The 19,659-nt window shown below is 60.9% G+C and carries 16 protein-coding genes and 2 tRNA genes; 7 read left to right on the top strand and 11 right to left on the bottom strand.

The window, feature by feature from the left end; translation table 11 throughout:
• The first annotated feature begins 265 nt into the window (after positions 1-265).
• From LDH74_RS18255 to LDH74_RS18245, 3 genes are all read left to right on the top strand, one after another.
• Entirely contained in the window at positions 266-1,021 is a 756-nt protein-coding gene (locus LDH74_RS18255; protein ID WP_226040103.1) for a DUF5781 family protein, read from the top strand.
• A 148-nt stretch (positions 1,022-1,169) separates the two neighbouring features.
• Positions 1,170-1,868 carry a hypothetical protein gene (locus LDH74_RS18250; protein WP_226040102.1) on the top strand — a complete coding sequence of 233 codons (699 nt, stop codon included), beginning with the start codon at positions 1,170-1,172 and terminating at the stop codon, positions 1,866-1,868.
• A 307-nt stretch (positions 1,869-2,175) separates the two neighbouring features.
• On the top strand, positions 2,176-4,044 hold the full coding sequence (locus LDH74_RS18245; RefSeq protein WP_226040101.1) for a hypothetical protein: 1,869 nt from the start codon (positions 2,176-2,178) through the stop codon (positions 4,042-4,044).
• Between the two features lie 3 nt (positions 4,045-4,047).
• Here LDH74_RS18245 and LDH74_RS26485 read toward each other — a convergent pair whose 3' ends face one another.
• The 9 genes from LDH74_RS26485 to LDH74_RS18205 all read right to left on the bottom strand — a co-directional run bounded on the left by LDH74_RS26485 (position 4,048) and on the right by LDH74_RS18205 (position 13,956).
• The gene (locus LDH74_RS26485) at positions 4,048-4,173 is read right to left on the bottom strand and encodes a hypothetical protein (protein WP_255680801.1); all 126 of its coding nucleotides are present in this window, start codon (positions 4,171-4,173) and stop codon (positions 4,048-4,050) included.
• Between the two features lie 302 nt (positions 4,174-4,475).
• Positions 4,476-5,084: a 30S ribosomal protein S7 gene (locus LDH74_RS18240; RefSeq protein WP_226040100.1), complete on the bottom strand. Its 609-nt coding sequence runs from the start codon at positions 5,082-5,084 to the stop codon at positions 4,476-4,478.
• A gap of 2 nt (positions 5,085-5,086) precedes the next feature.
• Positions 5,087-5,515, bottom strand: a complete 429-nt coding sequence (locus tag LDH74_RS18235; RefSeq protein WP_004267302.1) for a 30S ribosomal protein S12 — start codon at positions 5,513-5,515, stop codon at positions 5,087-5,089.
• 253 nt (positions 5,516-5,768) lie between these two features.
• Entirely contained in the window at positions 5,769-6,194 is a 426-nt protein-coding gene (locus LDH74_RS18230; protein ID WP_226040099.1) for a NusA-like transcription termination signal-binding factor, read from the bottom strand.
• A 3-nt stretch (positions 6,195-6,197) separates the two neighbouring features.
• Entirely contained in the window at positions 6,198-7,391 is a 1,194-nt protein-coding gene (gene rpoA2 / locus LDH74_RS18225; RefSeq protein ID WP_226040098.1) for a DNA-directed RNA polymerase subunit A'', read from the bottom strand.
• Positions 7,384-10,311: a DNA-directed RNA polymerase subunit A' gene (locus tag LDH74_RS18220; protein WP_226040097.1), complete on the bottom strand. Its 2,928-nt coding sequence runs from the start codon at positions 10,309-10,311 to the stop codon at positions 7,384-7,386. The genes rpoA2 and LDH74_RS18220 overlap by 8 nt, the downstream gene beginning before the upstream one ends.
• A 3-nt stretch (positions 10,312-10,314) precedes the next feature.
• Positions 10,315-12,144, bottom strand: coding sequence for a DNA-directed RNA polymerase subunit B (rpoB, locus tag LDH74_RS18215; protein WP_226040096.1), 1,830 nt, complete (start codon positions 12,142-12,144; stop codon positions 10,315-10,317).
• Between the two features lie 3 nt (positions 12,145-12,147).
• On the bottom strand, positions 12,148-13,728 hold the full coding sequence (locus LDH74_RS18210) for a DNA-directed RNA polymerase subunit B'' (protein WP_226040095.1): 1,581 nt from the start codon (positions 13,726-13,728) through the stop codon (positions 12,148-12,150).
• Positions 13,729-13,956 carry a DNA-directed RNA polymerase subunit H gene (locus LDH74_RS18205; RefSeq protein ID WP_226040094.1) on the bottom strand — a complete coding sequence of 76 codons (228 nt, stop codon included), beginning with the start codon at positions 13,954-13,956 and terminating at the stop codon, positions 13,729-13,731.
• Positions 13,957-14,283: 327 nt separating this feature from the next.
• Between LDH74_RS18205 and LDH74_RS18200 the strand changes: the two genes are divergently transcribed.
• The 4 genes from LDH74_RS18200 (at position 14,284) to LDH74_RS18185 (ending at position 17,594) form a co-directional block, all read left to right on the top strand.
• Positions 14,284-14,356: transfer RNA gene (locus LDH74_RS18200), tRNA-Asp, on the top strand.
• A 265-nt stretch (positions 14,357-14,621) separates the two neighbouring features.
• A tRNA-Asp gene (locus LDH74_RS18195) sits at positions 14,622-14,694 on the top strand.
• 161 nt (positions 14,695-14,855) lie between these two features.
• Positions 14,856-15,269 (top strand): group I intron-associated PD-(D/E)XK endonuclease, encoded by a 414-nt coding sequence (locus tag LDH74_RS18190; RefSeq protein ID WP_226040093.1) that lies wholly within the window; start codon positions 14,856-14,858, stop codon positions 15,267-15,269.
• A gap of 201 nt (positions 15,270-15,470) precedes the next feature.
• A complete protein-coding gene (locus tag LDH74_RS18185; protein ID WP_226040092.1) occupies positions 15,471-17,594 on the top strand; it encodes a bacterio-opsin activator domain-containing protein in 2,124 nt (707 codons plus the stop codon).
• A gap of 598 nt (positions 17,595-18,192) precedes the next feature.
• Here LDH74_RS18185 and LDH74_RS18180 read toward each other — a convergent pair.
• Together LDH74_RS18180 and LDH74_RS18175 are read right to left on the bottom strand one after the other, a co-directional pair.
• A complete protein-coding gene (locus LDH74_RS18180) occupies positions 18,193-18,963 on the bottom strand; it encodes a protein-L-isoaspartate O-methyltransferase (protein WP_226040091.1) in 771 nt (256 codons plus the stop codon).
• 56 nt (positions 18,964-19,019) lie between these two features.
• Positions 19,020-19,655, bottom strand: coding sequence for a protein-L-isoaspartate(D-aspartate) O-methyltransferase (locus LDH74_RS18175; RefSeq protein ID WP_226040090.1), 636 nt, complete (start codon positions 19,653-19,655; stop codon positions 19,020-19,022).
• Positions 19,656-19,659 lie beyond the last annotated feature (4 nt).

The raw sequence follows: 19,659 nt of genomic DNA, 5'->3' as shown, positions 1-19,659 counted from the left end.
CGCCAGCGGGGTCAAAAGGGTAGTGTTTCGTCGCCGCCGAAATCCGTCGTCTTTCCCGGTTCGAACGTTTGAATATCCAATTTAGGTGAGTGAATCCCTCTCATAATGTGTGGCCCCCGATCCACGATGACGCGACCGCACACTCCCGGAACACCGTGCTCCGAACTCACATCGACACCGTGGCCGTGTGGAGGACACGGCCCAATTCACCCGCGTGCAATCGCACACAAGAGTCAAATCCCGTCGGCTCTTGCTAGTATTACACATGGATATCCGCGTTCAGGGGCCGGGCCCGACTTCTCCATTCCTCAGCGCTCGCGACCTCTTCGAAACCGAACACGACCTCTCGCTGCCGGTCTACGTCCACCTCCGCGACGATCCGGACGAACGAACCTGGGCCGCCCACTACGACGATCGCCACGTGCTCAACATCTCGAGGCAGGCCGCCTCGTCGGCGATGGCCCGCGAACTCGCCCTTCACGAATTCGCACACATGGCTCGCCACGAGCAACGACACCCCTCCCACACGCAGTCGACCGAGGAAGTGCTCTATCTCGCGCTGGCCGGCAAGAGCGTCGAACGGCGCAAACTCTCTCACTGCTATCAGATCGCGAATCACATGAAAGACATCTACGCCGACGACATCACGCTCTCGGTCGGCCCCGGCGAGAAACTGCTCTCCTTTCTCGAGTCGAGCCTCGCCGCGGCGGTCGCCGACCGACCCGAGACGCCGCCCCGGCCCGGCCTCGAGCGCCTCTCCGCGAGCGCCGACCCGGAGATCACGGCCGTAAACGCCGCCTTCGCACTGGCGCTCGCGGAACGGCACGATCTCGTCGACAGGGACCACCGGCTCTACGACCTCGCGCACGCGGCCGCGATGGATGCACCGAAGGTCGACTTCGAGGCGTTCAAACAGCGGTTCCGAGAGCTCGCGCGGGAACCCGACACGAGCTCCTACCGACAGGTGCTCGTCGACGCGACCCGGGCGTACGTCGGCGGCGAGGGACCCGCAGCGGACTGAGTCTTCACGACCCGAATCGCGACGGTAACCGGCGTGATCGGCCGACTCGAGCGGATACCTGAGACGGCGGTTCATCGAAGCAGTGTCCGGTACACTTCAACCCGAACATTTATTGTTTGAGGAGATAAAACTGTGGAACATACTAGTGATGCTCTCGGAAACGGACTGTGGGGGGACGAACGGGGACGGCTTCTCCGACGAGCTAACGCGATTGAAACGCGAGGGGGCGAGCGTTCTCGTCGTGGGCACCGTTCAGCCCGACCAGCGTCGAGATACCTGCCAACGGCTGCTAGGTTGTGGGGCCAGCCGTGTTCGGCGACGCGTCCTGGTCTCGACGACTGGCGAACCACACCCCGTCTCACACTTCGTCGACGACAGTAGTTCGGAGACGCTGTCGGTCATCACCTACAACGCGCAGGCGCGCAGTGCCGCGGCGACCGCTCCGAGTGTGTCGCCGTCGATCGAACCGTCGACGACCGATGTCGATACCCTCGCCGACCTCGGCATCGCCATCTCGAGTGCGATCGAATCCTTCGAAGCCACCGCCGACGTGCTCGAGCCGTCCGAGATCAGGGTCGGAATCGATTCGTTGCTTCCCCTCCTCGAGGAGTACGGCAGACAGCGAATGTTCAAGTTTCTGCACTTGATCAACGGCCGAACGAGGGACATCGACGGAATGGTGCACTATCACCTCCCGGTCGAACGGGACGCACAGGTCGTTCCAGTCTTCTCGCCGCTTTTCGACGTGGTCGTCGAGCTTCGGGAGCAAAACGGCGACTACCAGGAGCGGTGGGATATCGACGACGGATCCTACAGCTCCGGCTGGCTGCCGGTCGATTCGGAGTAACGGTTGATCGCTATAAACGGTCTACGCATCCGGTCTCGAGAACTGCCACGATCGATCGCACAGAAGCCGTATGACTCACACACCCGACTCAATAACGCCGAAGTTCGAGCCGACAGCTGACGGGCTCGAGATAATCGATCCGATCGAACGACACCGGTATCGGCTGACGACGAACGAGCCGGTTTCGCTCGAGTCGGCTGCTACGAATCAAATCAAATTTCCTATTGATGCAGCGGTAGCGGTTACAACTAGTTCGATTACGCTGCCAACTACCGACCATGTCCTCATTCGTGATTCGGACAAGACCATGGTTGCAAAAGTCCCTCCAAGCGAGCAGGCGGACCTCCCGCACGGAGAATATACCCTAGATTTGTCGGGACCCATAAAGGTCTATGCCAAGGTCGAGAGTTCGGCCTACATTTACTCAGATAGTAAGCAAACATACATCAATCTCGGCGATTCGACTCAGGTGATCCTCGGTGCTCGATCATTCCACGAGCGACCAGCAGGGACGATTACAACGACAACTGACCCGGCAGACGTTATGGCAGCGGTGTCTGCCTTTGGTTCAGCACTAAAAACGACGACCCCAGAACGGACTTACCCGACACTTCGTGGGCACCCGCCCCGTCTCAAACTTGGTGACGAACTTCATATTCCCAATAAATTCAATCGAAAAGAAACAGGAATCCGTATAGAAATCCCTGCAACGCTACAAAACACATTCGTAGTTGCACCACTGGCATACTATCTTCGTGCAGATGTAGTTCCGGGTACCAACCCAGAACTAATTACTGAATCGGGCTATAGATACTCACTTGATTGCGAAAACGGTCTCGATACAGCGGTTAAACGGGTACTGCGACAAGTATTCTTTCTCGGCTGCGTCGTTCGCACAGAGGGAACAACTCCCCTTCCACTGCACGAACGCGAGATAGTCGAACCAGTCCTCGATTTTGATCCTAAGATTGCATATCATCAATCACTCGCTGAACGAGTGAAGACGTTTCTCAAGGTACCATATTCGACGCTACAACCGTATCTTCCGAACTGGCAACTCGAGACGAAATTTGAACCGACTGCAAAGTACATCAAATTTCTCCCGTTCGTCACTAATGATCTCGCTGTCGTCAAAATTCAAGAAGAATCCAACGATCCATCGTTAGCGGATCCAGTAGCTGAAAAAGCAATCAACGAATTTACACGTGATAGTAGCGATTTCGTTCGGAGTGCGAGTTCACACAACATCCGCGGAAACAAGACCATATCTACGCCAAGCAATCCACCACACCTGCCGACAATTCAACAATCGTGGACCGGAATCGAGAATGCGGAAATTACGAGTACAGCACCGTTGGTAGCATACGAAAACAGTATCGGACGGACACCGAAAGATGGCCCTATCGAGATCAAGGTGGTCTGCAACGACCCCGATATGAGAGAGGAACTCAAGAGCGTTAATGGAACGTACGGAACCCGCAAAGAGCTACCGTTTGAAACAACGATTCACTACGAACTTACTACATCTGCTCTTACAGAGGTACTGGCGAAGGAGAGTGATTTCTTCCATTATATCGGTCATATCGATGCAGAGGGATTCCAGTGCTCAGATGGAAAGCTAAATGCTGCGACGGTTGATACGGTCGGTGCAAAGGCGTTTCTTCTCAATGCGTGCCAGTCTCAAGAACAAGGGTTACACCTGGTCAAAGCCGGCAGTATCGGTGGAATAGTAACTCTTGGTAACGTTGTTAATAGTGGTGCAGTGAGTATAGGTAGCCTCATTGCCCGGTTGTTGAACCTCGGATTTCCGCTATACGGAGCACTTGATATTACCCGGCAAGAAAATATCGTTGGACAACAGTACCGAATGGTTGGCGATGCACGAACGACGATAGCACAATCAGAAACACGGATACCAAACGTATGCTTAGTAAATGATGGAAAAGAAGAAATTAGAGCGGATGTAGTACCTTATATATCGGCTGAAATTAGAAGGGGTGGTGTTTTCTTTCCCTACTTAGAACCAGTTGATCTGTATAGTGTGATTCCCCATAGGATAGAGGATATCATAGTTACTAATTCACAACTGGAAGATTTTTATAACGAGGGAGAATTTCCGGTACTACTTAATGGGGGAGTTCAATGGAGCGACGAACTTCTTTCTGATAACGTCTAATTCTTACGGTCCCAAGAAGATCGAACTGTTTGCTGCGACTGTCCCAGCCTGTGCCAGCAACAGCAGAATCGTGAACAGGGCGCCGATCATTCGCGGGTGGTTCTTCAAGTACTGTGTAATGTCCGTCATGGTACACTCGGAGTATAGTACCATGAAGTAATGAATTTATTTTAATATCTCTTTCAAAGGATAGATAATACCAATATAATAGATTACTGGTTGAAACGTTTTGAACGGATTAGTATAACATTGAACACGACTTACCCTACTAGTGGTATTCGAAGTCCAACCTCGAGTCGCTATAACAGAACTCGAGCACTGATCACCACACTATTCCAGCGTAAAAGACCGACGAGAAAGCGGTCCGAGACCGACTCGAGATGGGACTATTCCGAGTGGAAGAAGACCGAAAGTCGAAACGACGAATCGCGTTAGCGGGCGGCTGCCGCGACGCGCTCTTTCTCCTCTTTCTGACTGACGGCGTAGGTCTGGACATCGTAGTTGGCCGCGCCGATGAGTTGGTCGGCGATGGCCTCTTCGACATCCGTCGTCGTCTTGAACGATGCGTTGTAGACACCCTCTGCGAGGAACTTCAGGGCCTGGTCGACTCGACGCTGCGGCGCGACGTCGACGGCCTTCGGGACCGAAATGCCGCCGTACTTCAGGCGGACGGTCTCCTCCCGCGGGGCCGCGTTCTCGACGGCCGTTACGAGCACCTGAATGGGATTCTCCTCGGTGCGCTCGTGAATGAGCTCGAACGCGTCACGGACGTGGTTGAGTGACTGCTGTTTCTTGCCCGTGTTCTCCTCGGTCTGCATCAAGCGGTTGATGAAGCGCTCGACGATCGAGATCTGGGACTTCTTGAACTGCTTGCCGGCGTGCCGACCCGCGGTGTGAGCGACGGGAGTCACCGTGATGTAGCGCTCGGTCGAGGGATCGGCGTACTCGATCTCGACGAGGTCCCACGTGCCGAAGAGCTTCGCCGAAACGTCTGCACCACCGGCCGGCGCGTCCGGATCCGGTTGATCTTCTGCGGCCATGATTATCGCACCGGTTTTTCCGCGTTCCCGCGAACGAGTTCTTTCAGTGCGACGCCGTTGACCTTGTCGACCTTGTAGTTGACACCGGAGAGGTCACCCATCGCACGACCCTTCGCCCCACCGATCCCGGCGATGGTGACTTCGTCGTGTTCGTCGATGAACGAGATGGCACCGTCACCGGGACAGAACGCGGTGACCTGCTTGCCGTTCTTGATCAGCTGCACTCGGACGCACTTCCGGATCGCCGAGTTGGGCTGTTTGGCCTCGATGCCAACCTTTTCGAGTACGATACCGCGAGCCTGCGGTGCGCCCTCGAGGGGGTCGGACTTCTCGCGAAGTCCACGGGCGCGGCGCGCGTAGTCAGAGTCGGACCACCGCTGATTCTGGCGGTCCTTCTTGAGCTTCCGCGCGGCATATTTGCCGTTTGCCATGGAGGTCGCTATCCGACGAAGGCACTTAAGCGACCCGTTTCGGCTCCGCGTGACGGCTCGAGATCGCTTTAGGAACATCGCTCGCCGAATCTGCGGGCGTTTCGCCGACTCGAGTTACGCCCGGAGCGCGGGTTAGCGACGTTCGGCGGGCAAGAGGTTCCCGAACGGAAGATCGACTGCGAGCGGTCGATCGATTTCGGAGACTGTCGCCTCGAGAGTTACGTATCGGCCAAAAATCGCAGCGAGGCCCAAATCAGATGAGCTGGACGTCGTCGATCCCGAAGTGGCGATCCGCGAGCGTCCGGGCGGCGTCGATCGTCCGACCGTTCGTTCCGATCGCGACGCCGTGGTCGTCTTCGGCGACCTCGACGTAGGCGACGGTATCGTCGTTTTCGCTGATGGTGACGTTGTAGACGGCCGCTGGCGCAAGGACGTTTGCGACGAACGCCTCGGGGTCGTCCGCGCCTTCGACGAGACGAACCTGTGCATCGACCCGGTCCTCGAATCGCTGGACCGTTCGACCACCGGGGCCGATTGCCTCGCTCATTCCGCCGCGTTCGACGACGATCAAGAGCCTGTTACCGCTCTCGGTGACGAGACAGTCCCGACCGTCGACGCCGGTCACGTCCTCGAATGCACCGAGGTACTGGCGGGCGTCGTCGTCGAGGGTAACACCCATCGATCAGTCGGCCTGACCGCTCCCGGAGGTGGTCGATCCCATCCGGAGATCGACGTCGCCGGTCCCGAGCTTGATCGGCTTGCCGACGATAACGTTCTCCGTGACGCCGTCGAGATCGTCGATCTCGCCGTGGATCGCGGCGTTGAGCAGGTGGTTGACCGTCACCTCGAACGCCGCGCGTGCCAGCACCGAATCCTTCGAGCCCGAGATGCCGTGGCGGCCGATCGACTCGACCTCGCCGCGATTGGTCATCATGTCCGCGACGAGCATCAGGTGCCGGACGTTCACGTCGTCCAGTCCCTGCTCGGCGAGCGTGTTGTTCGTCTCCTCGATGATCGCCTCGCGAGCAGCCTCGATGCCGAGGTTGCGGTGGATCTCGTGGATGTTGTTACACGTCGTCCGCGAGGCATCGACGCCCTCGATATCGAGGGCGTCGCCGAAGGCCGATCCCTCGGTGTAGAGGACGAACTCCTCGCCGTCCTCGAGTTCCTCGCGCCGGATGACGACGCGGGAGACCTCTTCGATCCCCTTGAACGTGATTTCGCGGAGCTCTTCGACCAGCTGGAGGAGATCGCGGTAGGACGGTTCTTCGGGGCCGAACTCGATGCTGGCACCCTGCTGGACCGTCTTGACACCAAGGGAGTCCTCGATGATCTCGGCGACTTCCTCGGCCGTGATCAGCCGCTCTTGCAGCGTGTCCTCGTTGAGCGAGATCTGAACGCGCATGTCCGCGACGTTCGTCGAGACATCGCCCAGTGCGAGAATCTTGGTCGCCTCGATGCTCCAGACGACCTCGTGGGCCTTCTCGCGTTCGGTCGCGTACTCGTCCTCGAGGTAGACGGTCATCATCGGCGTGTCCGGGGTCTTCCGGGCGTCGACCAGCTCGATCAGCCGAGGCAGCCCCTGGGTTACGTCGATCTCTGCGACACCCGCGTAGTGGAACGTGTTCATCGTCAGCTGGGTGCCGGGTTCGCCGATCGACTGGGCCGAGACCGTCCCGACGGGGTCGAGCGGGGGAACTCGCGTGTTCAGATAACGGGTCTCGACGGCCTTCGAGAGTTCGTCGGCTTCCTCGACGGTCGCGCCCTCGCGGCTTTCGAGCGTGTCGTAAACCTCGTCTTTGAGTCGCCGTGGGAGGTCGGTGTCCTCGACGACCGCGATCGTGTCGTCGTCGACGTTGTAGTCGGCGCTAGTCATCCGAGCTCACCCCCACGTCCTCGGCGAGGCGATCGTCGGCGTGTTCGGAGAGGTTCGTCGGCTGTGGTCTGGAGCCGAGGAACTCGTCTCGTTCCTCCTCGGAGGCGAACTCGGAGTCGAGTACCTGACTGGCGATGTGTTCGACGTCGATGTCGTTATCGTCGCCGGAGGAGACTTTGACCGGCGACGTGCCGTCCTCGCCGAACTCGAACTGGACGATCGTGTCCGAGGTGTCTCGAACGGTACCGTCGTACTGGGATTCGAGTTCGGAGAGGGCGTTGATCAGCCGGCGCTGCAGGTAACCGGACTTGGAGGTACGGACTGCGGTGTCGACCAGGCCCTCGCGACCACCCATCGCGTGGAAGAAGAACTCCCGCGGAGTGAGCCCGCTCGTGTAGGAGTTCTCGACGAAGCCGTGTGCTTCGGCGGAGAGGTCGTTTGGCTCGTAGTGGCTGAGGGTCCGATCCTCGTACCCACGGTTGATCCGCTCGCCCCGAACCGCCTGCTGGCCGACCGCGCCGGCCATCTGGGTCAGGTTGAGCATCGATCCGCGGGCACCGGAGTTGGCCATGACAACGGCGGGGTTGTCGTCTTGGAAGTGCTCGTCGGCGATGTTCCCGGCGTTGTCACGCGCACGCGAGAGCGTCTGCATGATCTTCATCTCGAGGGTCTCGTCGATCGTCCGGCCGGGGAGACTCTCGAGTTCGTTGTTCTCGTAGGCCTCGATCAGCTCTTCGACGCGGTCGTTGGCGTCGTCGATCGTCTCGTCGATGCGAGACTGGGCTTCCCCGGGGATGGTCTCGTCGTCGATCCCGATCGAGAACCCGAAGTGCATGATCGCGCGCATCGCCAGCGTCGAAACTTCGTTGATGAAGATCCGCGCGCGGGTGTTGCCGTAGACTTTCGTGATCGTGTCGACGATCTCGCCGCCGAACTCGCCGACCTCGTCCTCGGCGATGGTGCCCTGGAGCAACTGGCCGTCTTCGATGACGACCTCGTCGCCGACGGTGCCGGTGAATTCGAGGTTCAGGTCGTCGGGCAGCAGTTCGGAGAAGACGTCGTAGCCGGTCCAGAACGGCGTTCCCTCGTCGTCGATCCCGCTCGGTTCGGGCAGTTCGTCGATCCGAGTGGCACGAAGCAGGTCCAGCGCCTGCGTCTCGTTGAATCGGGGGTTGTCGTGGGTCAGGAGGTACATCCCGGAGATGTGGTCCTGAATGGCCCCGATGATGTTCTCGCCGAAGCGAGGCGAGAGGATCTGTTCCTGGACGCGCATGAGGACGCGGGCCTCCGCGCGGGCCTCCTCGTTCTGGAGGGCGTGCATGTTCATCTCGTCGCCGTCGAAGTCGGCGTTGTACGGCGGACAGACGACGGTGTTCAGCCGGAACGTCTTGTACGGCATGACCACGACCTCGTGGGCCATGATCGACATCCGGTGGAGCGACGGCTGGCGATTGAAGATGACGATGTCGCCGTCGATGAGGTGCCGATTCACTTCCCACCCGGCCTCGACCTTCTCGGCGAGCTGTTCGCAGTTCTTCTCGGTCACCTTGAGCCGGCGGCCGTCCGGTCGACGGACGTAGTTCGCGCCGGGGTGGCCCTCGGGGCCGTTCGAGACGAATCGACGGGCGTCCTCGAGGTTGCGCTCGGTGACGTTCATCGTCTGAGTCATCTCCTTGGCGACGCGGTCCGGGACACCGACTTCGTTCAGCGAGAGGGTCGGGTCCGGCGAGATGACGGTCCGGGCGGAGAAGTTCACGCGCTTCCCGGACAGCGAGCCGCGGAAGCGACCCTCCTTGCCCTTGAGTCGCTGGGAAAGGGTCTTCAGGGGGCGGCCGGAGCGGTGTCGAGCCGGCGGCGTGCCCGAGATCTCGTTGTCCATGAACGTCGTGACGTGGTACTGGAGCAGTTCCCAGAGGTCCTCGATGATCAGTTGGGGTGCGCCGGCCTCGCGGTTCTCCATGAACCGCTGGTTGATCCGGATGATGTCGACGAGCTTGTGTGTGAGATCGTCCTCGGAGCGCTGGCCGTTGTCCAGCGTGATCGACGGCCGTGCGGTGACCGGCGGGACGGGGAGGACGGTGAGGATCATCCATTCGGGCCGGGACTTCTCGGGGTTGATTCCCAGCACCTCGATATCCTCGTCCGGAATGTTCTCGAACCAGTCCCGGATGTCGCTGGGCATCAGCTTGTTCGTGTCCTCCTCGGTCAGGTCGATATCCAGCGCCTTCTCGATCGCCTTGCGCTGGCTTTCGCGCGGCCGGAAGGAGCCGGAGAGGATCTCGTTGATCCGGGTGAGCTCGATTTCGGTTTTTTCGGCGAGTTCGTCCGGCGTCGTCCGCTCGACGCCCTCTTCCTCGTCGCCCTGCATCGCACCGGCGATGCGCTGGGAGTACTCACTGGTGAGGACCTGCTGGACCTCGTAGTAAGTGGTCGGCTTCTCGTGGTCGATATCGTACTGGATTTCGCCACAGAACGGACAGCGGTCTTTCTTGCGGGCCTGCCGAATCGCGGCCTTCGTCACGTCGTTGAGATCCCGACTCAGTTTCCGGGACTCGTCGAGTTGGCCGCGGAACTCGTCGCGTTCGTCCTCGGTAAGGAGGAGTTTCGAACACTCCCGGCAGGTCCCCCGCAGGAGCCGTCGGATGAGTTTCGTAAAGCCGACGTGGATGACCGGCGCAGCCAGTTCGATGTGACCGAAGTGGCCGTTACACGAGCCCGAGTGCTTCCCGCAGGTCTTGCACTCGAGGCCGGGGTCGATCACGCCGAGTCGAGGGTCCATCAACCCCATGTCGATGGGGAACCCGTCGTCGTCGTACGTGTCGGCGGTGATGATCTTCGTCGCGCTCATCTCTCGATACTCCTCGGGCTCCATGAGCCCGAAGGAGATCGCTCCGATGTCTTTTGGTGTCGTATCTTGCATGGGTTAGACGGCGTCCTCCAGTTCGAGTCGCGGTGCGATACCCAGCGCCTTCATCTCGTCGAGCAGAAGCTTGAACGCGTAGCTCATCTCGATCTCGTGGATATCGGTCTCCTCGTCGCAGTTCGGACAGTAGACACGCCGTTGTTCGACGTTTTCGACCGCGCTCATCCCGCAGTTCGCACAGATGTGGATGAACTCGCGGTCAGACTCGTCGAGCAGTCGTTCCTTTAGCGTCATAGCCGCCCCGTGACCGATGAACACGTCGCGTTCCATCTCCCCGATACGGAGGCCACCTTCGCGGGCGCGGCCCTCCGTCGGCTGGCGAGTCAGCACCTGCACCGGCCCGCGAGAGCGGGCGTGCAGCTTGTTCGAGACCATGTGGTAGAGCTTCTGATAGAAGATGACCCCGACGAAGATCTCGGCGTCGATCTTCTCGCCGGAGATCCCGGAGTACATGGTCTCCTTGCCGGCCGAATCGAAGCCGGCCTCCTCGAGCCCCTCTCGGAGCGCGTCCTTGTCCTCGCCGAGGAACGGCGTCCCGTCGACGCGCCGCCCCTCCATCGCGCCGAGTTTGCCGCCGATCATCTCGAGAATGTGGCCGACGGTCATCCGAGAGGGCAGCGCGTGCGGATTGAGCACGAGGTCCGGCACCACGCCCTCCTCGGTGAACGGCATGTCCTCCTGGGGCGCGAGGTGGCCGACGACCCCCTTCTGGCCGTGGCGGCTGGCGAACTTGTCCCCGAGTTCGGGGATCCGCTCGTCGCGCACCGAGACCTTCGAGAGCTTCGAGCCGTCTTCCCCCTCCATGAGGGTGACGGTGTCGACGATCCCCGACTCGCCCGAACGCATGGTGACGGAGGTCTCCCGGCGCTTCTGTGGCGAGAGGCCGCCCATGTCGTCGGGTTCCTCGAGGAATCGCGGCGGGCTCGTCTTCCCGAGCAGGACGGAGTTCTCGTCGACCGTCGTCTCGGGGTTGACGAGGCCGTCCTCGTCAAGGTGAGTGTACGCCTCCTCGCCGCGAGCACCGCGGACGTCCTGGCTCGGAATCTCGAAGCGGTCCTCCTGGCCACCGGGGTAGCGGCGCTCCTCGCCCTCGTAGGTGCGGAAGAAGTGCGAGCGAGCGAGCGCGCGTTCGACGCTGGCCTTGTTCATGACCAGTGCGTCCTCGATGTTGAACCCCTCGTAGCTCATCACGGCGACGACGAAGTTCTGGGCTGCCGGCCGCTCGTCGTAGCCGATCTGTTCGGTCGTCTGGGTCTTCACCATCGAGAGCTGCGGATAGTGAAGCAGGTGCTGGCGCGTGTCCGGCCGAATCCGGTAGTTCGCGCTCGGCAGCCCCAGCGACTGCTTAATCATCCCTGCCCCCATCGTAATGCGGGGCGAGGCGTTGTGCTCGGGGTAGGGAATCATCCCCGCACCGATCGAGAAGATCAGCGACGGGTCGATCTCGAGGTGCGTGTGCTTCTCGGTCAGATCGTCTTCGTCGACGCCGACGAGGATGTCCTCTTCCTCCTCGGCGTCGATGAATTCGATGTAGCCGTGATCGACGAGATCCTCGAATTCGAGGTCGCCGTCCTGGAGCGCCTCGATCTCCTGCTGGGAGATGCGGGGCTCGCCGTCTTCGACGACCAGCAGCGGCCGCCGCGCGCGGCCGGCGTCGGCGTTGACGATCACTTCGCGGGTGCGATCTTTGACCGAGACGTTGACCATCTCGCTGACGTCGCCGATGCGTCGCGCTTCGCGGATCTGTTCTGCGAGTTCGTGCGGATCGGGATGCGTCCCCACCAGCGACCCGTTGACGTAGACTTTCGCCTCTCGTTGTTGGCTGCTCATAATTTAATCGTCCCCTGACGCTGTCGTCCGTTCGATGCCTTCGAGGCCGGGAATGCCCTCGACCCCCATGGATGCGAGTTCGCGTTTGAGTTCCTGTTCGTCGTCGACGTTCTGGGAGAGCTCCATCGATTGGGCGAAGTTCTTCACCAGCCCACAGTTCGGTCCCTCCGGCGTCTCCGATGGCCCGATGCGACCCCACTGGGTCGCGTGCAGGTCCCGCGCTTCGAAGTGAGGTTGCGAGCGCGAGAGCGGGCTGCGAAGGCGGCGCAGGTGCGAGAGTACGCCCATAAAGTCGGTCCGATCAACCAGCTGACTCACGCCGGATCGGCCGCCCACCCAGTTGCCCGTCGCGATCGGGTGCTCGAGCCGTTCAGTGAGCACGTCGGATCGGACGACCGTGTTCACCGAGAGCTGCCGGTTTCGCATGTTCGCGCGCTCGAGCTGGTATTTGACGTCCCGTGCCAGCTTGTTCAGCGCGGTCCGGAACAGGTCCTTCATCAGGTCGCCGCTGACCTTCAGCCGCTTGTTCGCGTAGTGGTCCTTGTCGTCGGACTCGCGCCGTCCGAGCGCGAGTTCGAAACAGGCCTCGGCCATCCGACAGAGGTAGTGGGCCTTGTTGATCCGGACGTCTTCCTCCTCGACGCCCTCCTCGTGAAGGTGGGGCAGGAGGTAGCGATCGATGACGTAGTTGGCCCGCTTGAGCTGGTAGTTCTTCCCCTGGCCGGAGGCGACGCGCTTCCCGAGTTCCTCAATGGCCCCCTCCTCGGTCTGGACCTCCGCTTCCTCGAGGTTCTCGAGCATGTACTTGACGACCTCGGGGTCGTTCGAGACCTTGTGGACGATCTCCTCGTCCGATTCGAGGCCGAGCGCTCGTACGAGCGTCACGAAGTTGATCGAGCCAGACACCGAGGGGAAGGAGACCTCGAGCAGCCCCTCGCGGTTGCGTTCGCACAGCACCAGCGCGCGGTAGCCGCGGCGCTGGGAGAAGGTCTTGGCGACCTGAATCTCGTCGCCGTACTTGCTGTCGTACTCCGCGAGGATCTTGTTCGGTGCGAGGTCCTCGCTGGTCATCAGCACCCGCTCGGAGCCGTTGACGATGAAGTAGCCGCCGGGGTCGGCGGGGTCCTCGCCGATCTCGATCAGTTCCTCGTCGGAGAAGCCGGCGATGTTACACTTGTCGGAGCCGACCATGATCGGCATCCGGCCGATCTTCGTTTCGGTCGAGTCGACGACCCGCTCGTCGCCTTCCTCGCCCTTGACGATGGACATCTCCATGAACACCGGCGCGGAGTAGGTGATGTTTCGGAGGCGGGCCTCCTGCGGATAGAGGAGCTCTTCCGAGCCGTCCGCCTCTCGGACGCGCGGCGTGACGACGCGGACGTCACCCAGTTCGACGTGGACCGGCTCCTCGCCTTCCTTGTCGCCGATGTCCGTGTCGATCGTCTCCTTCTCGTCGACGACCCGCTGCATTCCCCGGTTGAGGAAGGCGTTGAACGAGCGGTAGTGGTGTTCGGCGATCCGTTCCTTCGCGAAATATTCACGCGAGATTTCTCGTCGGTCGTCGCGGTTCAGTTCAATTGCCATTTATTCCACCACGAGTCGATAGATGACTGCCTGCTCGGTCGTCCGCGAGTCACGGACGATCTTGATAACGTCGCCGATCTCCGCGTCGTCCGGCAATGCGGGATCGCTGCGCTTTATTTTCGGTAAATCTGTACGATCGATGTTGTATTCCTCGAGCACCTCCTCGAGCGTGTCTTCCTCGAGGACGGTGTGCTCCGGAACCAGTTCGTGTTGGCTTACGTCTACCATGTGTTGGTGTGAGTGTGGGTGTGCGTGTCGGCTATTGGGAGAGAAGCGGCTGTCACGAGATACTACAGGCAGGTAGCGGCGGGAGGCATTTAACGGTTACTAACTCGAGGCACAAGCGGGGCTACCCGGCCGGGCAAAGCTGACCGGAACCGTCGATCACACTCGAGAGTATCCGGTTCTCAGTTATATTCCTTGTGGGTCGTGCGGTGTTGTAGCATGATGTAGTGTGGAAACGGGCTCGAGGCGGCTATCGTGGCGCGATTGACCGTACCACACGGTGTTCGATTGAAAAGCCTTAATACCAGCAGCGGGTAATTATGTGTTGAAGCCCGGGTGGTGTAGTGGCCCATCATACAACCCTGTCACGGTTGTGACGCGGGTTCAAATCCCGCCTCGGGCGCTTTTTGAGGAACGAACCGACGAGCGAAGCGAGTCGCGATAGTAGCCGTCGGAAACCAATATGGGATGTGTCTACGGAACGATCGAGCAATGCGGTTGTGATCTTTCGATTCAAATAAAATTGCAAATATTATCCACCTCTATGGGCTAATTGCCGGACTTCGGTGCGTCTCGAGTTTCCTTGAGTTGATATCATGTCACCGCACCGTCCAAACAGATCCGGAGCAAAACCCTTAATACTGTTAGCCGGAAACGAAGAGTTGCGAGCCCGGGTGGTGTAGTGGCCCATCATACAACCCTGTCACGGTTGTGACGCGGGTTCAAATCCCGCCTCGGGCGTCTTCTTTCGCAGCCAATTTCGACGAGTGCCACATAGCGTGTACTCGTCACTCACGAACGGAAAAGACGGAATGTGGGATTTGAACCAGTGAGCGATGAACTTCGACGCAGATCGATAGACTCACCCATCGTTTTTATCAAAGAAGGCGGCACAGCATGCTGTGCGAAATTCGAAAGCGGTCGGCGACGAGACCGAAGCGAGAGCACTGTCCAAGCTTATAGCCAGTGATTACAGCGTCTCGGTTCCCTTCGGAGACAACGACAAGTACGATCTCATCGTGGACGACGGGACCGACCTCCATCAGATCCAGTGCAAGACCGGCTGGTCGAACAAGGCGGAAACGATGCGATTCAATACCCACTCGCAAACCACGAAAGATGGTGATTATCACGAGGACACCTATCAGGACTTGATCGACGCGTTTCTCGTCTACTACCCCGACAATGGGCAGTTTTACTGGATCGATGCAGCCGATGCAACTGAACAAAAGATGGAGCTTCGGTTCGAGTCCGAGATCGATCATCCCTCGATAAACTGGGCGAGAGAGTACGAATTCGACGGTACTATTCCGTGATCTCACCCATCAAGCCGAACGACGATACTTGGGCGATAACTGGATCTATTTGTACCCCAATCGCACTGCCATCGTACAAGTGAGTGTCCACTGACGTTCAGCGGCTACTAGAGATAGTTCGAACGAACGATATCTAAATGCTAATTGTTTAGTCTTTCCTCGACAAGGCGTCAGCAACCGAGGGCATCAATCTCCAGATCAATGACGAAATCGATCACCGTACTCGTCGTCGACAACGAACCCGGCTTCGCGGCGCTCGCCGGAGAGATGCTCGAGCGCGAGCGCGAATCGATCACCACAGAGGCAGCGACGGACGGCGCGGAAGCGCTGGAGATTCTCGAGCGCCGCGGGGTCGACTGTATCGTCAGCGATTACGAGATGCCGGAGATGACGGGCCTGGAGCTGTTAGAGCGGGTCCGAGAGACGGACCCCGACCTCCCGTTTATCCTCTTTACGGGGCGGGGGTCGGAGGAGATCGCCAGCGAGGCGATCGCGGCGGGCGTGACCCAGTATCTCCAGAAGGAGTCCGGCGAGGAGCAGTACGCGCTGCTGGCGAACCAGATCACGAACGCGGTCGCTCAGTACCGTACCGAAACGGAGCTTCGCGAGAGCGAGCGCCGCTACGAGCGGACGCTGACAACGTTACACGAGACGACGCGGGATCTGATGCGAGCCGAGACCAAAGCGGAGATCTACCGGGCGGCGGTCGAGACGGCTCGCGAGATTCTGGACGTGGCGGTCGCGGCGGCCTACGCGTTCGATCCGACGGCGGGAGCCCTCGAGCACGCGGCGTCGACGCGGCGCTCGCCCGAGTTGGGCGATCTCGCGGAGACGTTCGAACGGGGCGAGGGGCTGATCTGGGAGGCGTTCTCCGAGGGAGAGAGCGCCTATTATGAGGACGTCAGGCGCGAAGACGGGGCCGATACCGCGGAAACGGTAGGTCGAAGCGAACTGATCGTGCCGCTGGGGACGCACGGCGTCCTGGTCGCGGGGACGGAGGACGTCGACGGATTCGACGAGACGATGACGGAGCTGTTGCACATTCTGGCGGCCAACACCGAGGCGGCGTTGGATCGGGCCGAACGCGAGCAGCTGCTTCGCGATCACGATCGGACGCTCACGCAGCAAAACGAGGAGCTGACGCGGCTCAATCATACGAACGAGATCGTCCGCGAGATCAACCACGGCGTCGCGCAGGCGTCGACGCGCGCGGAGATCGAGGAGACGGTATGCGATCGTCTCGCCGGAACGGACCGGTATCGGTTCGCCTGGATCGCCGCGAGCGACGACGAACCGCCCGCACCGACCGCCTGGGCCGGGATCGACGCGGCATACATCGACGGAATCCGCAACTGCGACGACTGCGCACCGGAAATCGAACTCGTCCGAGACATTCTCGAGTCGGGGCAGGTGCGGACGGTGCGCGACGTGCTCGAGAACGACCGGTGGACGATGCGACGGAAGGAGGCGCTGACGTACGGGTTTCAGACGGTTCTGGGCGTCCCGCTCGCTGCGGACGAACGGCGCTACGGCGTCCTGATGGTCCACGTCGCGGGAGCCGACGCGGTCGGCGAGCGCGAGCGCGAGGTGCTCGCCGAGCTCGGGGAGACGATCGGACACGCGATTCAGTCGGTCGAACGGACGCGGGCGATGCTGACCGACAGTCGCCTCGAGCTCGAACTGGCCGTGGGGGGCTCGCGATTGCTGCTCAACCGGCTGTCGACCCACGTCGACGGGACGGAACCGATCACGCTCGAGGGCGTCGTTGACCGCGGCGAGGACGGGATCGTCTTGTTCGTCAGCGCGCCGGCGGCGGCGGATCTCACGCCGCTGGAAGCATCGTGGGCGTCGATCGAGACGCTCTCGGTCGTCTCGGAAGGCGAGGACAAGACGCTGTTCGAGTTGACGGTGATGGCGACGCCGTTCCTCGACGTGCTTCGAACGTACGACGTACAGATCCGGATGGCGACGGCCGAGGACGGGACGTCGACGCTCGTTCTCGACGTTCCACAGCGGGTCGAGACGCGGGCGCTGGTCGAGGCGATCAGAGAGGAGTATCCCGAGACGGAACTGGTCGCCAAACGGGAGACGACAACCACGCAGTCGGCGCGACAGCTCGATACCCACCTCGCGGAGCAACTCACCGACAAGCAGTTCGAAGCGTTGCAGGCGGCTCACTACAGCGGCTTCTTCGAGTGGCCGCGGGAGAGCACCGGTGAAGACCTCGCCGACGCGCTCGACGTCTCGCCGCCGACGTATCACTACCACCTGCGGGCGGCCGAACGAAAACTCGTCACCATGGCGTTCGACGGATATTCTAATTGATTAGTATATCCTGAGAAGACACGCAAACAGTTAGGAAGTATTCTTACCCAGTATCGGTTCGTATCGGTAATTGGCGATCCGAGGCACATTATCGCCACCCCCAATCCCCCCACCCCTTTCCCCACCCCCTTTCCCGAATCACTCGTTCGATAGCGACGCCGTTCTTCGAACGGACACCGGCAACTGGTTTCGATGAGAGTACTCCATCGCAGCGCATTCCGACGAGAGAGGTCCCCGCAGCGCAACGCGTGAACGAGTCCGATCAGTCGAGGCAGTCAGAGAGAGGAATGTCACCTCCGCCAAACCCATCAGTTATGGCAACCAGCGGTCGCCGATCGTAATGCCACAGTGAGACACTAACTAATTAAATCTCACTACATCGAGATGGTAAACAGTTAGAGAGTATAGTTAACCCCCGCCAGTTCGTACGAGTAGTTGGCGATCTGAGACAGACTGTCGCCACCCCCATTCCCCCCACCCTTTCTACCTACCCTCGAGAGGCATCTCGCGGTCGGACGACTGAAGTCGTTCGAAAGCGGTACTGATTGTGCCAGCAACACCGGAGTGATACCGTCCGTTGAGAGACGAGAGTTCCGTGCTACCGGGATCGGCGACGCTGTGACTGCCGGTCTGCGGCCTCGTCCCACTCGATCCAGTCCTGTTCCCAGCCGCGACGGGACTCGGCGCGTCGCTGTGCCCGTTCGCGGTCCTCGCGAGTCATCCGGTTTCGCTCGACTGCCCCCGATTGCTCGCCCTCGATCAGCAGCGGATCGAACGAGACGGGATCGAACCGGTCGACCACGCCGTCGGTCGAGACCGCCTCGAGTCGCTGTCGCTGCGTGCCACGCGGGAAGACCAGTCGTCCGCCCTCGGCGAGTTGCTCGAGCAGGGCGCGGGGTGGTTCGACGGCGGCAGCCTCGAGCAGAATCCGATCGAAGGGGGCGTACTCGGGGAAGCCCTTCGCGCCGTCGCGACGGTCGACGAGGACGCCGTCGTAGCCCGCGTCGGCGAGGTTCTCCCGCGCTTCGACGACCAGCGGCCGGGAGATATCGACGGCGTGAACGTTCGTCTCGCCGACGACCTCGGCCGCGACGGCGGCGGTGTAACCGACGCCGACGCCGACGATCAACACCGTCTCGTCGTCCTCGAGTGCGAGCACCTGGAGCAGTCTGGCGGCCGTGCTCGGGGCGAGGACGCGGGTACCGAGGGCGACGTGTTCGCGATCGGCGTAGGCCGTCCGTTCGTCGTCGAGAAACGCGTGCCTGGGCACGTCGCGCATCGCGACGGCGACGGTCTCGTCCGAGAGGACGTTCTTGGGCGCGGCCTCGAGGCCGTCGACCATGTCCTCTCGCAGTACCGCGAGGTCCATGCGCCAGCTATCGCACCGGCCGTTATGAATGGCGCGCTTGCTCGTCCGCTCGTCGATTACCCTCGCATCCGGACGAATCGAACGCCGCCGTTCTTGGTCCGGTCGAGCGAGCCGTCGGGGCGTTTCGTCGCGTCGACGAGCGTCTGGCGACCGGTCCCGATCGGCGCGAGCAGTTGGCCGCCCGGTTGAACTTGTTCGACGACGGAATCAGGAACGTCGGCCGCTGCGCAGGTGAAGTAGACGGCGTCGTAGGGTGCGTGCCGGGACCAGCCCTCGCGTCCGTCGCCGACCCTGATCGAGACATCGTCGTAGCCTAGATTTGCGAGTCGATCGCGGGCCCGCTCGGCCAGCTCCCCGCTGTACTCGACGGTGTAGACGTTCTCGTCGCCGACGAGCTCGGCCGTCACCGCCGCGTGGTAGCCACAGCCGGTGCCGATCTCGAGGACGGCGTCGCCGGGGTCGGCCTCGAGGAGGTCGGCCATGATCGCTACCATGTGTGGCGCGCTAATGGTCTGGCCGTCACCGATCGGCAGGGGTCGGTCGGCGTAGGCGCGGTCCCGACGGCCGGGCGGGACGAACTCGTGGCGCGGGACCGCTTCGAGGGCCGCGAGGACGCGGTCGTCGTCCACGCGCGGCGCGACGGTCTCGACCATCCGCTGACGTGGAGCCTCGTAACTGTCGGTGTCGGACATGGGT

It is taken from the genome of Natrinema sp. DC36 (genome assembly GCF_020405225.1).
Classification (GTDB): Archaea; Halobacteriota; Halobacteria; order Halobacteriales; family Natrialbaceae; genus Natrinema.
The sequence above is the reverse complement of the archived record's forward strand: the minus strand, read 5'-3'. Positions and strand labels throughout refer to the sequence as shown.

Excerpts from the sequence above, each read along its gene's own strand:
- LDH74_RS18235 (WP_004267302.1), bottom strand. The coding sequence starts at position 5,515 with ATGGCAAACGGCAAATATGCCGCGCGGAAGCTCAAGAAGGACCGCCAG.
- LDH74_RS18255 (WP_226040103.1), top strand. The coding sequence starts at position 266 with ATGGATATCCGCGTTCAGGGGCCGGGCCCGACTTCTCCATTCCTCAGC.
- LDH74_RS18210 (WP_226040095.1), bottom strand. The coding sequence starts at position 13,728 with ATGGCAATTGAACTGAACCGCGACGACCGACGAGAAATCTCGCGTGAA.
- LDH74_RS18205 (WP_226040094.1), bottom strand. The coding sequence starts at position 13,956 with ATGGTAGACGTAAGCCAACACGAACTGGTTCCGGAGCACACCGTCCTC.
- LDH74_RS18250 (WP_226040102.1), top strand. The coding sequence starts at position 1,170 with ATGCTCTCGGAAACGGACTGTGGGGGGACGAACGGGGACGGCTTCTCC.
- rpoA2 (WP_226040098.1), bottom strand. The coding sequence starts at position 7,391 with ATGACTAGCGCCGACTACAACGTCGACGACGACACGATCGCGGTCGTC.
- LDH74_RS26485 (WP_255680801.1), bottom strand. The coding sequence starts at position 4,173 with ATGACGGACATTACACAGTACTTGAAGAACCACCCGCGAATGATCGGC.
- LDH74_RS18240 (WP_226040100.1), bottom strand. The coding sequence starts at position 5,084 with ATGGCCGCAGAAGATCAACCGGATCCGGACGCGCCGGCCGGTGGTGCA.
- LDH74_RS18230 (WP_226040099.1), bottom strand. The coding sequence starts at position 6,194 with ATGGGTGTTACCCTCGACGACGACGCCCGCCAGTACCTCGGTGCATTC.
- LDH74_RS18175 (WP_226040090.1), bottom strand. The coding sequence starts at position 19,655 with ATGTCCGACACCGACAGTTACGAGGCTCCACGTCAGCGGATGGTCGAG.
- LDH74_RS18220 (WP_226040097.1), bottom strand. The coding sequence starts at position 10,311 with ATGCAAGATACGACACCAAAAGACATCGGAGCGATCTCCTTCGGGCTC.
- LDH74_RS18180 (WP_226040091.1), bottom strand. The coding sequence starts at position 18,963 with ATGGACCTCGCGGTACTGCGAGAGGACATGGTCGACGGCCTCGAGGCC.
- LDH74_RS18185 (WP_226040092.1), top strand. The coding sequence starts at position 15,471 with ATGACGAAATCGATCACCGTACTCGTCGTCGACAACGAACCCGGCTTC.
- LDH74_RS18245 (WP_226040101.1), top strand. The coding sequence starts at position 2,176 with ATGGTTGCAAAAGTCCCTCCAAGCGAGCAGGCGGACCTCCCGCACGGA.
- rpoB (WP_226040096.1), bottom strand. The coding sequence starts at position 12,144 with ATGAGCAGCCAACAACGAGAGGCGAAAGTCTACGTCAACGGGTCGCTG.